This window comes from Thioalkalivibrio sp. ALE30, from assembly GCF_000377465.1.
Classification (GTDB): domain Bacteria; phylum Pseudomonadota; class Gammaproteobacteria; order Ectothiorhodospirales; family Ectothiorhodospiraceae; genus Thioalkalivibrio.
On the sequence record NZ_KB898170.1, the window covers coordinates 260,666 to 274,242 of the forward strand.

The window sequence follows — 13,577 nt, forward strand, 5'->3', positions numbered from 1 at the left end:
CCCATCCATGCCAGGCGCTCATGCAAGCGCGGCGCCGTTGCTGCCCCAGCCCGACTGGCCGCTGCGCATGCCGCAACGGTTGGCGGGGCGGGTGCTCTGGCCGCTGCACGAACGGCTGCGTGGGCGTGAAACGGCGTCCTACCTGCAGGCCCTGCAGCGAGGCGAGCAGGCCGGGGCCGCCGCTCTCGGGCGCTTGCATCAATCACGCATAGAGGCCCTGCTGGCGCATTGCGCGGAGCACGTGCCCTGGTACCGGGAAGCCCTGGCAGGCCGTGCTCCCGAGTTGGAGGATTTTCCGATTCTCGAACGCGATACCGTGCGCGAGAACGGGCGTGCACTGGTGGCCGACAACGCTACGGGGCCGTTATTGCCCTCCAGTACCGGGGGCTCTACCGGGCGGCCCCTGGTTTTCTGGACGGATCGCGTCAAGGAGGCGCGCCATAACGCGCAGAAGCTCCGGTTTCGGGGCTGGTTCGGCATCCGTCCGGGCGATCGTCAGGTCGACTTCTGGGGTTCCCCCATCGAGCTTGGCAAGGCGTCGCGCCTGCGCGTGATCAAGGACCGGTACTTCCTCAACCAGGTGGTGCTCTCGGCGCATGATCTGACTCCCGAACGCCTGCAGGCCTACGCGGCCTTCCTCGGGCGTTTTCGCCCGCGGCTGGTGTATGGCTATCCGACCGTCATCGTCCGCGTGGCCCAGACGCTGCGCGAGCATCCGGCGCTCGCGCGCGGCTGGAAGCCGCAGGCCGTGGTCTGTACCTCCGAGATGCTGTATCCGCAGGTGCGCGACACCATTGGCGAGATCCTGCAGTGTCCGGTCGCCAACGAATACGGATCGCGCGATGCGGGACTGATCGCCCACGAATGCCCGCACGGTCGCCTGCATATCGCGAGCGAACACGTGCACGTGGAGGTCGACGAACCGGACGCCGACGGGATCGGCGATCTGCTTGTCACCAACCTCGACGGGTATGCGATGCCGTTCGTGCGCTATCGCGTCGGCGACCGCGGCCGGCTGGGCGAGGCCGGTACCTGCCCCTGCGGCTCGCTGTTGCCGACGCTCGATCGCCTGGAAGGGCGGCGCAATGACTTCCTGGTGGGCGCCGAGGGGCGGCGGGTCCACGGCTCTGCCGCCAACTACGTGATGCGCGAGTTGCCGCAGGTCGCTCAGTACCGGCTGGTGCAGCGTGCGGACCTCTCCCTCGATATCGAGGTGATCGCCAATGGCGCCTGGGGCGAGGCGCAGACCCGCACGGTTACCGAAGGGATGCACCGCATCCTGCATGCCGATGTGCCTGTGCGCCTGGAGCTGGTCGAGTCCATCGCGCCGTCGCCTTCGGGCAAGTATCGCTGGGTCGAGAGCGAGGCGCTGGAGACGTGAAGATCCTTTACCACCATCGCACTCGCGGCGAGGATGCCCAAGGTATACATATCCAGTCCCTGTGCGACGCCTTCCGTGAGCTGGGCCATGAGGTCCACATGGTGGCGCCCCTGCAGCGCAGGGCCGAGGCGAGCAATACGCCAGTGCCCGCCAGGAACGAGGAAGGGGACGGGGATGCGAGGCCCACGCTGAAGGGCGTGCCGATCCCCTTCTGGTTCTACGAACTGCTTTCGCTGGCCTACAACGGGCCCGCCTTCGTATTGTTGCTGTGGGCGGTGCTGCGCCACCGGCCGGCCTTCATCTACGAGCGCTACAGCCTGTTCAGCTTTTCCGGTCGGCTGGTGGCCTGGCTGACCCGGCGTCCTCTCGTGCTGGAGGTGAACGCCCCGCTCAGCCTGGAACTGCAAACGCACGGGGATCTCGTGTTGCGGCGGCTGGCCCAGCGCATCGAGGACTGGCTTTGCCGCAGTGCCACCCGCACCATCGTCGTCACCCAGGCCATGGCAGATATCTTTGCCGCGCGTGGCGTCCCGCGCGAACGCCTGATGGTGATGCCCAATGGCGTGGACGGGGCCCGTTTCAACCCCCAGGTGGACGGTCGTTCCGTACGCGAGCGTTACGTACCCGCGGATGCCCGGGTGGTGGGTTTTGTCGGGTGGATCCGGCCCTGGCACGGCGTGGACGGGCTGATCCACGCCTGCGCGGCGCTAACGGGTGTGCACCCCAGCCTGCACCTGCTCATTGTGGGGGATGGCCCCGCCGTTCCTGCTCTCCAGAAGCTGGTAGTGGATCTGGACCTTGCCGAACGCGTCCATTTCACCGGGCCGGTGGAGCGCGTCGCCATCCCGACCCATATCGCGGCGCTGGATATCGCCGTACAGCCGGATGTCACCGACTACGCATCCCCGATCAAGCTGTTCGAGTATCTGGCGCTGGGTCGAGCGGTGGTCGCTCCGGACAAACCGAACATCCGGGAAGTGGTGCGCCACGACTATAGCGCCCTGTTGTTCCCGCCGCGCGATTGGGGTGCTCTCGCCGAGCGCCTGGATGCCTTGCTGGCGGACGATGCGGCCCGCGTGCGGCTGGGTCGTCAGGCCGCGACCCTGGTGGAGGAGCGTGGCTATACCTGGCAGGCCAATGCGCGACATGTAATCGCCAGCGTCTGCCCCGCGGATGCGTCGGCACGGGATACGGCATGAAGCTCCTCGTCCTGTCGCGGGTGTTCCCCAATGCCGTGCAGCCCACCTACGGGGTATTTGTGCGCGAGCGCATGTTCCGCGTGGCGCGCCACATCCCGCTGGTGGTGGTCGCGCCGGTTGCCTGGTTCCCCGGTCAGGGACTGATCCGCCGTTTCTGGAATCCGCACTACCGGCCCCCGGTGCCCTGTCACGAGGTGCAGGACGGGATCGATGTCTACCACCCGCGGTTCCTCTGCATCCCCGGCATCATGAAGTGGACCGACGGCCCGCTGCTCGCGCTCAGCCTCCTGCGGCTGGTGCGGCAGCTCAAGCGGGATGAGGCCGTCACTGCTATCGATGCCCACTTCATCTACCCGGATGGCGTGGCCGCATGGCTGCTGGGTCGATGGCTGGGCCTGACCCACACCATCACCCTTCGCGGAACCATCCTGCGCATATCGCGCACACGGCTGTCGCGCTGGATGTCCGCGCGTGCGATGCACGCCGCCGCCCGTGTGTTCTCCGTCTCCGGCGATCTGCGCCGCGTCGCGCTGGGCATGGGCATTGCCGAGAATCAGGTGCAGGTGATGCCCAATGGCATCAACCTCGACTACTTCTACCCCGAGGACCGGGTGACCTGCCGCCAGGAACTTGGCCTCCCGAAGGACGCAAAGGTCCTGATCACCGTCGGCGGGCTCAACGAGCGCAAGGGCTTCCACCGGGTGATCGAGCAGATGCCAGCCCTGTTAAGGCAGTTCCCCGGCCTTCATTACCTCTGCGTCGGTGGCGGCGGACCGGACGGCAATGGCCAGGCCTGGCTGGAAGGGCTCGCGCGTGAGCAGGGCGTGGAGGATCACGTGCACTTCACCGGGGCCGTGGCACCGGAACGTCTGCGGTTCTACTACTCTGCCGCCGATGTGTTCGTGCTGGCCACCCGCTTCGAGGGCTGGGCGAACGTCTTCCTCGAGGCGGCTGCCTGCGGCCTGCCCACGGTGACCACGCGCGTGGGGGGCAACCCGGAAGTCATCTGCTCGGATGCACTGGGCACACTGGTCGAGCTGGGCGATGGCGATGCCCTGCGCCGCGTCATCGAGGACGCGCTTACAACCGACTGGGACCGCGCGGCGATCCAGGCCTACGCCCGCGAGAACCGCTGGGAGGCCCGCATCCCGATACTGGTGGATGCTCTGCGCTCCGCCCATTCCGCACAACCGCCAGCGCACTGAACAAGGCCAGGGCGTTTTCACCACTGAGGGCACGGAGCGCACAGAGGTGAAAGATTGGATTCACCACGAAGCTCACGAAGGCACGAAGACGAGCTTGTTCACAGGAAGCGCGGGAAGAAGGGAAGATTTGTGAGGGTGGTGACGTGGCATGCCGGGTGATCGGGGTAACCCCAGCGCGGCGGATGCAGGCGACCACCGAAGCCCACAAGGACCTGAGTCCGCACTCCGCCGCCCAGATGAGGGGAGATGGAAACCGGTGCAGACGGGTGAGTTCCAGGCAGTCGACGCCGAGTCATTTCAGCCTGAGCCTTCCCTCTCTTCCCGTCTTCCTGTGACCCGCCCTTGACCTGAAGGGATTGAATTCACCACGAAGCACACGAAGGCACGAAGAAATTCTTGTGCTGTCTTTACAGCATGCCTGCGACACCCCGGTGCCGGACAGTGCCATACAGGACGCGATCACCAGACCTACCCACCTTAATCCAGCCCTTCTCCGTGCCCTCTGTGTCCTCCGTGGTGTAACCGCCCTTGACCTTGCCCTTCTTCGTGCCTTCGTGCGCTTCGTGGTGAACAAATAGCGAGCGCAGGCGGCTAGCGGGCGGCGGGGTGCGACTCCAGCCAGAGGTCCAGCATCATCAGGACCCACACCAATTCGCCGTAATACGCCGCGTGTTCCTCGCGATGCAGGCGGATCAGTTCGTCGATGAAGTCGTCGCGCAGGAAATCGCGTCCCTTCAACCGCAGCAGGCTGTCGTAGGCCAGTTCCTGTAGCGGCGCGTGTTCCTGCATCCACACCCCGAACGGCAGGCCGAAGCCATGCTTCTTCTTGTCGATGATCGCCTCCGGCAGAAAGCCGGTGAACGCCTCTTTGTAGAAGTGGCGCAGGCGTCCTTTCTTCAGCTTCAACGCGGACGGCACGCGGCAGGAGAACTCGACCAGGTCGTCGTCCAGCATAGGGAAGGTCACATCAACCTCGGCGAGCTGGCACATGCCGGTCACCTTGCGCAGGTCGTTGTCGGCCAGCGTCTGCTGCCAGTCCAGATACATCATGCGATTCAGCGTGGAGGCATCCTCCGGCTGCGTATAGATCCGGCGCATGAGTTCCCATGGCGCTTCACGATCCAGCCCCGCGAGGAAGTCCGGCGTAAACATCGATTCCTGTGACAGCCGGTGCAGGTAGTTGTAGGTCTCCAGCCGGTCCGGCAGCGGGATGCGCGCCTGTTCCACATAGCTGCGCGCCTTGCCGACCACGGGGAGCGCGCGCGGAAGGCGGGTAAACAGTGGATCCAGCAGATTTCGCCGCAAAGGCGCGGGGATGCGTCCCCAGTGCTCGAACACGCCCTGCTTGGCGTACCGCGCATTCCCGGCGAACAGCTCGTCGCCCCCGTCGCCGGCGAGCAGCCGGGTCATGCCGGCGTCTTTGGCCATGCGCGCGCAAAAATAGGCTGGCAGCGCCGAGGAATTGCCGAAGGGCTCGTCGTAGCTAGCGGCGATCCGGGGTACCGCCTCGACGACATCCTCGGGAGTTACGTAGTACTCGTGTGCCTGGGTGCCGAAGTGCTGCGCGGCGATGCGCGCGTACTCCATCTCGTCGTAGCCGGGCGCGTTGAAACCGATGCTGAAGCTGTCCGCCCCGGGCTGGATGCCGGCGAGCATGCCGGCGACCGTGGAGCTGTCCAGGCCGCCGCTCAGGAAGGCGCCGGTTCGCGGCGAGTCCGCGCGCCGGTCCACCGCGATTTGCACCCGTTCGCGAAGCTCCTGTTCCAGCGCTGCCGGCGCGGCGCTGCCGTCCTCCGCGAAGACGGGGCGCCAGTAGGCGTTCACTTCGGCCCGGTCGCCGTTGTGGATCAGGCAGTGTGCCGCGGGCAGCTTTTCCAGCCCGGCAAACAGACTGACCGGGGCTGGCAGCATGTGGAAGAAGCAGTAGTGGTAAAGCCCCTCGCGCGTTACCTCGGTGGCGACCGCTGGATGGGCAATCACGCTCCCCGCGCTGGTGCCGAAGGCTACGCCGCCATTCAACCGCGCAAAGTGCAAAGGCGTCTGGCCCAGACGATCGGTGCCGGCTACCAGGTGCCCCTGGCCTGCATCCACGATGACCAGCGCGAAGTCGCCGGTTATCTGTTCGAACAGGCCGCTGCCCTGTTGCCGCCAGGCCTCCAGCAGAGCCTGCGCGGGGTCGCGTTCGCGCGCACACTCCGCCAGCGCGGGTTTGCGCCATTGCGGGTGGCCGGTGATCGCGGCCATGACGTCCCCCTCCTGCGCGGTCCAACCGCCCCGAACCAGGCAGCCACCCAGCCGGTTCGTGCACCGGGATTCAGGGGCCCCGGGGACCCCCGTGAGGGCCGCTCCCTGGGCCTCGAGGGCGTCGCCCGGGGATGCGGCATTCACCGCGAACCATCCACAAAGTCCCGCCATCCGTCCGCCTGCTGCCTGGTCGGTCCAGGGAAACGCTGATTGATGTACGCACCCGGGCGTGGGCCCGGCGATCCGTGCCGTATGGATCACCATTCTACGTCCGGGGTCGCGCGTTCGAAGGCGGACCGGGTGCAGGAGGTTAACGAGCCGATCACGCGGGGCCCGCGGGCTGTCAGCGACGATCTGGACAGCCTGTGCAGATACGGTAACCTGCCGGGTAACCCGCATCCCCGGCCGGGCACGGATACCCGCCTTCAGGAACCTTTATATGTCGACCCTCGATCACACCCGTAATCTGCTGGACAGCGCCCTCAGCCTGAACGGACGCGCTCAGCAGTTCGACCGCAACACCACGCTGCTGGGCGGCGTCCCCGAGCTGGACTCCATGGCAGTGGTATCGCTGATCACCGCGATCGAGAGCCACTTCGACATCGTGATCGATGACGACGACGTCAGCGCCGAGACCTTCGAGACGGTCGGCACCCTCGCTGATTTCATCGACGCCAAGCTCGACTAACTCGGTCATGGAAGCCGGGTTCCTGGAGGGCAAGGCCGGACCGGTGTTCCATGTGCTGCATCGACCGGAAGGCCCTTCCGTCCGTGGTCGTGTGCTGTTTTTCCCGCCGTTTGCCGAAGAGCTCAACAAGTCCCGCCGCATGGTGAACCTGCAGGCTCGCCGCATGGCGCAGGCCGGGTATGCCGTGCTGATCCCGGATCTCTACGGATGCGGCGACAGTGGCGGCGACTTCGGCGATGCCGACTGGGACCTGTGGCTGGACGACCTTGCCCGCTGTAATGACCACCTCGAGGCCGGCTGCCCGGCCCCCCTTCTGGTCTGGGGCTTGCGCGCAGGCTGTCTGCTGGCGGGCGATTTCCTGGCCGCGCGTGCCGAACAGGCCGCCGCCGCGATCTACTGGGCGCCCGTCACCAATGGCGAACAGCACCTGACCCAGTTTCTCCGCCTGCGCATGGCCGCCGGGATGATGGGCGGGCAGAAGGAATCCACCGGTGATCTGCGTTCGCGGCTGCGGGACGGCGAGGCACTGGAGGTGGCGGGCTACACCCTGGCGCCCGCCCTGGCCGAGCGCCTTGCCATCGCCCGCCTCGAGCAGCCCCGGGCGGCATCCGTCGCCTGGCTCGACATCGCAGCACAGGACGATGCCCCGCTGCCGCCGGCGGCCGAACGCCTGATCGAGCGCTGGCGCGAAGATGAGGCGGCCGTAACCGCAACGGTCGTGGGTGGCGACGCCTTCTGGTCCACCCAGGACATCATCGAGGTGCCGCAATTGCTGGAGGCGACCACGCAGCGCCTGGAGGCCCTGGCATGAGCGAGCGCGCCGTTGTCTTCCGGGTGGGGGAGGAGGAACTGCTGGGTATCTTGCACCCCGGCGCGGAGGGCGCCCGGCGTGGTGTGCTGATTGCCGTGGGCGGGCCGCAGTACCGCGTGGGCAGCCACCGCCAGTTCCTGCTCTTGGCTCGACACCTGGCGGCGCAGGGGATACCCGTGTTCCGCTTCGACTTTCGCGGCATGGGGGACTCTTCCGGTCGTCAGCGGACGTTCAAGGAGGTCCATGACGACATGCGGGCGGCGATGGATACCTTTTCGGCCGAGGCGCCGGAGATGCGCGAGGTCGTGATTTGGGGGCTTTGTGGCGCCGCTTCGGCCGGCCTGTTCTATGCCTGGCGGGATGACCGGGTGGCAGGCCTGGTCCTGGTGAATCCCTGGGTGCGAACCAGTGACGGGCTGGCGCGGGCCTACTTGAGAACATACTACCTTCAGCGTCTGGCCAGTCGCGATTTCTGGACCGGGGCTCTGCGTGGGCGACTGAACCCATGGAACTCCGCGAAATCCCTCGCGGGCATGGCCAGGGCCGCCCTGCGTCCGCGGGCTACCGGTTCGAGTGCGCACGACACGGGTCCCGACACGGACCATGGCCCCCTGCCGGAGCGGATGGCCGCGGGCTGGAAACGCTTTCAGGGGCCGATCCTCGTGATCCTGAGTGGCGACGACCTGACCGCCGCCGAGTTTCGCGATGTGGCGACCAACGCGCCCGTCTGGAATGGGTTGCTACAGGAGTCGCGGGTAACCCTGCAGGAGCTGCCCGACGCGAACCACACCTTCTCCCGACGCGAGTGGCGCGATCAGGTGGCGAACTGGACCGATGACTGGGTACGCGGCCTTCCGGTGACAGGCACAGAACCATGACAACGCGGGACCCCGAGAAGCCGCTGGTGTCGGTCATCATGCCGGCCTACAACACGGCCGCATACATTGCCGAGTCCGTTGACAGTGTTCTGGACCAGGATTATCCCAGCGTCGAGTTGATCGTGGTGGACGACGGCTCGACCGACGGGACGATCGAGGTCCTGCGCGCATATGGCGACCGCCTGACGCTGTTGACCCAGCAGAACCAGGGCGCGGCCGTGGCCCGCAATGCGGGCATCGCCGCCGCCTCCGGCGACTACATCGCGTTCATCGATTCCGACGATGTCTGGTTGCCGGGAAAGCTCGCGGCGCAGGTGGGCTACATGGACCAGCATCCCCAGATCGGGATGACCTTCACGGCCTGGCATAACTGGAAGCCCGATCCATCCGGGACGTTTCTGAAACCCGATTCAGCCGAGGGCGTGCACCCGAAGAACCCCGATGGGAAATCGCTTGTGGAGCGCGGATCCGGCTGGTTGTACAACCGTCTGCTCTTCGGTTCGCTCCCCCATACCATTACGGTGATGATGCGGCGCGATCTGGTCGAACGCATTGGACAGTTCGACCCCGAACTCAAGAGGGGTCAGGACTACGATTACTGGCTGCGGGCTTCGAGACTGACCGAAATCCACCAGTTGAACCTCGTGACCGCCCTGTACCGCCTGCATGGCGAAGGCTGTATTACCAAGTATCCCGATACGAACTATGAATACGAGGTGGTCCGCAAGGCGCTGCGTCGTTGGGGGCGGCTTGGTCCGCGCGGAGAGAAGACATCGCTCGGTGCAATCCGTCGGCGACTTGCGCAGACATGCTTCAGTTTCGGCTATCACCACTACTGGGAGGGGGACCCGAGACTGGCACTGCGGTCTTTTCGTCAGTCGGCTCTCCGGTATCCCTGGTCCGCTTCTGCCTGGGCGTATCTTGCCCTGAGCGCCTGGAAAAGTGTCGGTCGCAAGGCCCACTGAATGACTGGATGGCTGCGCTCCGAATCGTCCGGGGGCGATTGAGAGATTTCACTCGATAGAAGAACGTTTTCTCCGGCGAACCGTCGCCGATCCAAGGAGGTGTCCCATGAATGCGGAACCCACTCCCGAACAGGCCGAGCTGATCGAGGCCGAAGCCTACGAGAGCATGATGAGGGTGGCCGAAACCGCAGGCATTCCGGGTTTTCGGGCCGTTCGTAGTCGCTCGGGCCTCGCGCTCGTTGCGCCGGGGCTGAAGAAGATCCTGGTTTTTAACCGGGTGCTGGCACTGGGTGTCGCGGAGCCGGCAAGCGAAGACTATATTGACGAACTCGCGGCCCTGTACGCGCCGCATGAGCTTCCTTGGGCAGTGGAGCTCAGCCCGCATGCCCGCCCCGAGCCCATCCCCCAATGGTTGCGGGATCGCAGGATTCGCCGTGGTGCGCCTTCGGCGGTTCTGGTGCGCTCCACCCACGATGTTCCCGAGGTCACAACCGACCTCGAGATTCGCCCCTGGCAGCCAGAAGACAACGATGCAGGCGCCGCGTTGGCCGCGCAAACCTTCTCCGTTCCCGAGGAGGTAACGGCACTTCTGGCAGCGCTTCCGTATTCTCCGAAGTGGCGCCAGTGGCTGGCACTCGATGAAGGGAAGGTTGTGGCAACCGGTCTGGTGTATCTGGGAGATGGGGTGGCCTGGACCGGCTGGGCAGCGACCCACCCGGACTATCGAGGGCGAGGGTTGCACGGGGCCCTGGTTTCCGCACGTCTCAGAGATGCGTCCCTCCATGGTTGTACTTCGGTGATCACCGATACCGCCGTGGGGACAGCGGACAAACCGGACCAGTCCTATAAAAACCACCTCCGAAAGGGCTTCGAGGTCTCGCATTTGCGGCACACATATCTTGCGGTCCCGGGCGTGGTGACCGCGTAGTCGTGCGCTCTTACCGTGATGCAGCCGCCTCAAGGTCCGAAATCAGCGCCTTGCGGTCGACCTTGCCATTGGCATTGAGTGGCAGATTTTCGAGCGAGTGAATGGTTCGCGGGACCATCACGGCGGGCAGGCGCTGGCGCAGCCGATCGCGCAGGGCTGCTTCGTCGGCGCCTTCTGCGACCACGAAGGCCACGATCCCGGAGGCGCCGCTTTCCGTTCGCGGCCATCCGACGGCCACCGCCTGGTCCGTGCCGGCGGCCTCGCGCAGCGCCGCCTCTACCTCGCCGAGCTCGATGCGTACCCCGCCGATCTTGATCTGATGGTCCAGGCGCCCGAGGAAAATGATCGGCTCGCCCGGGCCCGGGCGGCGCACCAGATCGCCGGTCCGGTAGTGCACGCGACCGTCCTCCAGGTGCACGAATGCCTGCGCCGTGCGCTCAGGATCCTTCCAGTAGCCGGGGGTCACCTGGGGGCCGCTGATCAGTAATTCGCCCTCGGACCCGACCGGCACCTCCTGCAGGGCCTCGTCCGCCACCCGCAGTTCCACCTGGTTGCCCGGATAGCCGATCGGGACCATTCCATGTTCGCACTCGGCCGGCGATTGCTCCGCGTCCCAGCGATAGAAACAGGCATCCACCGTGCACTCGGTAGGGCCGTAGGCGTTGTCGATCCAGGCGTTGGGCGCGGCAACGGCCATCGCCTCGGCCAGTTCCGCCGACAGGGCCTCGCCGCCAAAGCGGCACAGGCGCAGGTCCGGGAAACGCCCCGGCGCCCAGCCGTTGCGACGGTTCATCCCGTGCCCGGCCGAGGGGGTGATGTCGATCACCGTAAGCGCCTTGTCCGCAATGTAGCGGTTGGGATTGAACCACTCCTTCGCGGACGGGCAGCACAGGCAGGCGCCAAAGGCCCACGAGACGTACAGATCGAACATCGACGAGTCGAAGGTGATGTCGTAGAACTGCGAGAAGCGGTCGGTCTCGTTGATGCCGAAGTCCCGGTACCGCTCCAGCGACATCTCTACAAACCGGGCCACGTTGCGATGCAGCACGCCAACGCCCTTGGGTATGCCCGTGCTGCCCGAGGTGAAGAAGAGGCAGGCCAGGTCGTCCGGCTCCAATAGTGCTGGATTCCAGTCGTCAGGTCGGAGGCGGTCGCCCACCGTTACGAAGGTATGCTGGGGCCAGTGCTCACGCAGTCCTTCCAGGAGTTTGGTATCCGGCAGCACTACCACCAGACCAGCCGAGACCGACGCGAGAAGTTCCTCCAGCCGCTGCAGTGACCCGGCATCCACGAACACTGCTGCCAGACCGGCCTGCTCGACCATCGCCAGAGAACGCTCGGTGGGAAAAGAAGGGTTCAGTGGTACCAGCGTATGCCCGGCCAGCAACGTTCCCAGAATGCCCTGGTACATTGCCAGCGAACGCTGTGCCAGAACGCCCACCCGCGCGGGTCGATCCATGTCCAGCATCGCGTCCAACGCGGCGGCCGCATCGGCGCTGGTATCAAAGAGCTCGCGGTAGCTCAGAACAGCACCGTCCACGTCTAGCGCCGGTCGTTCGGGGAATTGCTTTACTGACTCCAGAAATCGGTTCAGCAATCCAGTTGTCGCAATGGCAGGGGACATGGCTACGATTTTCCTGGCACTTCACACAGGCGGCGGGGGTGGGCGGCAGAGGACAACGCAAACATCCCAGGCATCGTCGGCTCGATACTATCACCCCGCCTCTTGCCGAACAGAACCACGGTACGCAGCCACGACCGAAGGATGCTGAAACGGGGCTCTTCCGGATCCGTCGAAGCCGGCGGCGCTCCTCATGTCTTGCCTCCAACGTAAACCACACGTTTCGGCACATGAGTAAGCACTTGCGTGTCCGAACTTACAGAGAATCGACAGGGTGTATACACTTCTCGAGGCGCACACCGAAAAGAGACCCGCTACGATCCGCAAGCCGCTCCACCACGCACCTCGGGCGAGTCAGAATAGAGGACATCTAATAGATGAATATAAAAGATCGGATTGCCCGCGGAATCCTGCCCACATGCGCGGCAGCGGTGCGGATGGGCCCCTCTCCACTGAAACGGCTCGTGTGGGAGCGGGTATGTTCCCCGTATATCGCCTGGCGACATCACGAATATAACATCAAGACGAAGCTGGGTTTCCGATTCCAGGGCAACACTGGAGACATGGTCGCTCAGTACATTTATTACTTTGGAGTCTGGGAACCGGCCGTAACGGCGCTGATACGCTCCCTCCCTCTGCAAGGACGTGCATTCATCGATATCGGCGCCCATCTAGGTTGGTATTCCCTCCTCGCCTCCAGGTGCGTTGGGGAAACGGGCAGAGTCGTGTCTTTCGAGGCATCCCCAAGGACTTACGCAGGCCTGCTGGACAACCTCGCTCTGAATAACTGTACAAATGTCCGAGCTGTCCAGGCGGCCGTGTGGAGGGAACACGCGGAGCTCGACCTTTACGAAGGCCCCTCGGGGAATTCAGGTAGAACCACCCTTTCCGTGGAGTTCGCTCGCAGCTCTGGCCCGGTCGACCGCACCTATCGCGTGGACGCTGCACCCCTGAGCTCTCTGCTTCGGCCTGAAGAGGTGGCTGGCGCCGCCGTCGTAAAGATCGATGTGGAGGGCGTCGAAAATGAAGTCCTGGCGGGCATGCAGGACCTTATCGAAAGCTTTCCACGCGACGTCACATTTCTGATGGAACTCACGCCGGGCAGCCACCAGTCTGGCCCCGATATACTGGATTTTTTCCGGAACGAAGGCTTCCGCGTTTACAGAATTGAGAACCGCTACGACAAAGCGTTTTATTTGTCACCACCGAAAAGCACCGTTGCCGAATTGCACGGAGGAGTGACTCACCAGACCGACGTGATCATTCGGCGCGATCCACTACCCAATCCTTAACTGTGGCTTAACGTTGCCGGTCGAACCCGGCAGGCAGACGTTCGCCCGCTCTCCGGTCTTGAAGCAGCGAGCCTTTTCTTCTTTGATGCGATGATGCCGTGGCGCTTGCTCGGCCATGGTGAGCAGGCGCGCCGTAGGGGTGCCTCTGGTCAGAACCTGCCGCAGCCCATGGGGCACTCCGCCACTGGCCTCGAATAGCTTGCGGTATCAAAGTACTCCACCTCCGACATCCAGTTCGGGGCGTTTTTGGAATCGCTCGACCGGGCGCAGGAAGTCTGTCAGGGGCGCTTCGTTAGCCTGGCGTTTGGCATCGATGCGCTCCTCACTCTGTTCCCAAACCCTTTATGGACGCGGCTTTTGGGGGC

General features: G+C 64.9%; 11 protein-coding genes. 9 read left to right on the forward strand and 2 right to left on the reverse strand.

The window, feature by feature from the left end; genetic code table 11:
• Positions 1-37: 37 nt before the first annotated feature.
• Genes D107_RS0106175 through D107_RS0106185 form a run of 3 tightly spaced genes read left to right on the forward strand, consistent with a single transcriptional unit; the run spans position 38 to position 3,785 of the window.
• Positions 38-1,381, forward strand: a complete 1,344-nt coding sequence (locus tag D107_RS0106175; protein ID WP_018881011.1) for a phenylacetate--CoA ligase family protein — start codon at positions 38-40, stop codon at positions 1,379-1,381.
• On the forward strand, positions 1,378-2,580 hold the full coding sequence (locus tag D107_RS0106180; protein WP_018881012.1) for a glycosyltransferase family 4 protein: 1,203 nt from the start codon (positions 1,378-1,380) through the stop codon (positions 2,578-2,580). Before D107_RS0106175 ends, D107_RS0106180 begins: the two co-directional genes overlap by 4 nt.
• Positions 2,577-3,785, forward strand: coding sequence for a glycosyltransferase (locus D107_RS0106185; RefSeq protein ID WP_018881013.1), 1,209 nt, complete (start codon positions 2,577-2,579; stop codon positions 3,783-3,785). The genes D107_RS0106180 and D107_RS0106185 overlap by 4 nt, the downstream gene beginning before the upstream one ends.
• Before the next feature lie 591 nt (positions 3,786-4,376).
• Here D107_RS0106185 and D107_RS0106190 read toward each other — a convergent pair.
• Positions 4,377-6,200: an asparagine synthetase B gene (locus D107_RS0106190; protein WP_026280753.1), complete on the reverse strand. Its 1,824-nt coding sequence runs from the start codon at positions 6,198-6,200 to the stop codon at positions 4,377-4,379.
• 268 nt (positions 6,201-6,468) lie between these two features.
• On the opposite strand from D107_RS0106190, the gene D107_RS0106195 reads away from it, so the two are divergent.
• From D107_RS0106195 to D107_RS0106215, 5 genes are all read left to right on the forward strand, one after another.
• Positions 6,469-6,717, forward strand: coding sequence for a phosphopantetheine-binding protein (locus D107_RS0106195; RefSeq protein WP_017941958.1), 249 nt, complete (start codon positions 6,469-6,471; stop codon positions 6,715-6,717).
• 7 nt (positions 6,718-6,724) lie between these two features.
• Positions 6,725-7,528: a hydrolase 2, exosortase A system-associated gene (locus D107_RS0106200; protein ID WP_018881015.1), complete on the forward strand. Its 804-nt coding sequence runs from the start codon at positions 6,725-6,727 to the stop codon at positions 7,526-7,528.
• Positions 7,525-8,406 carry a hydrolase 1, exosortase A system-associated gene (locus tag D107_RS0106205; RefSeq protein ID WP_018881016.1) on the forward strand — a complete coding sequence of 294 codons (882 nt, stop codon included), beginning with the start codon at positions 7,525-7,527 and terminating at the stop codon, positions 8,404-8,406. The genes D107_RS0106200 and D107_RS0106205 overlap by 4 nt, the downstream gene beginning before the upstream one ends.
• Positions 8,403-9,371 carry a glycosyltransferase gene (locus D107_RS0106210; protein WP_018881017.1) on the forward strand — a complete coding sequence of 323 codons (969 nt, stop codon included), beginning with the start codon at positions 8,403-8,405 and terminating at the stop codon, positions 9,369-9,371. Before D107_RS0106205 ends, D107_RS0106210 begins: the two co-directional genes overlap by 4 nt.
• 106 nt (positions 9,372-9,477) lie before the next feature.
• On the forward strand, positions 9,478-10,299 hold the full coding sequence (locus D107_RS0106215) for a GNAT family N-acetyltransferase (RefSeq protein ID WP_018866626.1): 822 nt from the start codon (positions 9,478-9,480) through the stop codon (positions 10,297-10,299).
• Between the two features lie 10 nt (positions 10,300-10,309).
• Here D107_RS0106215 and D107_RS0106220 read toward each other — a convergent pair whose 3' ends face one another.
• Positions 10,310-11,923, reverse strand: a complete 1,614-nt coding sequence (locus tag D107_RS0106220) for an amino acid adenylation domain-containing protein (RefSeq protein ID WP_038035189.1) — start codon at positions 11,921-11,923, stop codon at positions 10,310-10,312.
• A gap of 374 nt (positions 11,924-12,297) precedes the next feature.
• Between D107_RS0106220 and D107_RS13295 the strand changes: the two genes are divergently transcribed.
• Complete coding sequence (locus D107_RS13295) at positions 12,298-13,212, forward strand: FkbM family methyltransferase (protein ID WP_081619364.1); 915 nt, start codon at positions 12,298-12,300, stop codon at positions 13,210-13,212.
• Positions 13,213-13,577: the final 365 nt, after the last annotated feature.

Excerpts from the sequence above, each read along its gene's own strand:
- D107_RS0106185 (WP_018881013.1), top strand. The coding sequence starts at position 2,577 with ATGAAGCTCCTCGTCCTGTCGCGGGTGTTCCCCAATGCCGTGCAGCCC.
- D107_RS0106190 (WP_026280753.1), bottom strand. The coding sequence starts at position 6,200 with ATGGCGGGACTTTGTGGATGGTTCGCGGTGAATGCCGCATCCCCGGGC.
- D107_RS0106195 (WP_017941958.1), top strand. The coding sequence starts at position 6,469 with ATGTCGACCCTCGATCACACCCGTAATCTGCTGGACAGCGCCCTCAGC.
- D107_RS0106200 (WP_018881015.1), top strand. The coding sequence starts at position 6,725 with ATGGAAGCCGGGTTCCTGGAGGGCAAGGCCGGACCGGTGTTCCATGTG.
- D107_RS0106205 (WP_018881016.1), top strand. The coding sequence starts at position 7,525 with ATGAGCGAGCGCGCCGTTGTCTTCCGGGTGGGGGAGGAGGAACTGCTG.
- D107_RS0106210 (WP_018881017.1), top strand. The coding sequence starts at position 8,403 with ATGACAACGCGGGACCCCGAGAAGCCGCTGGTGTCGGTCATCATGCCG.
- D107_RS0106215 (WP_018866626.1), top strand. The coding sequence starts at position 9,478 with ATGAATGCGGAACCCACTCCCGAACAGGCCGAGCTGATCGAGGCCGAA.
- D107_RS0106220 (WP_038035189.1), bottom strand. The coding sequence starts at position 11,923 with ATGTCCCCTGCCATTGCGACAACTGGATTGCTGAACCGATTTCTGGAG.
- D107_RS13295 (WP_081619364.1), top strand. The coding sequence starts at position 12,298 with ATGAATATAAAAGATCGGATTGCCCGCGGAATCCTGCCCACATGCGCG.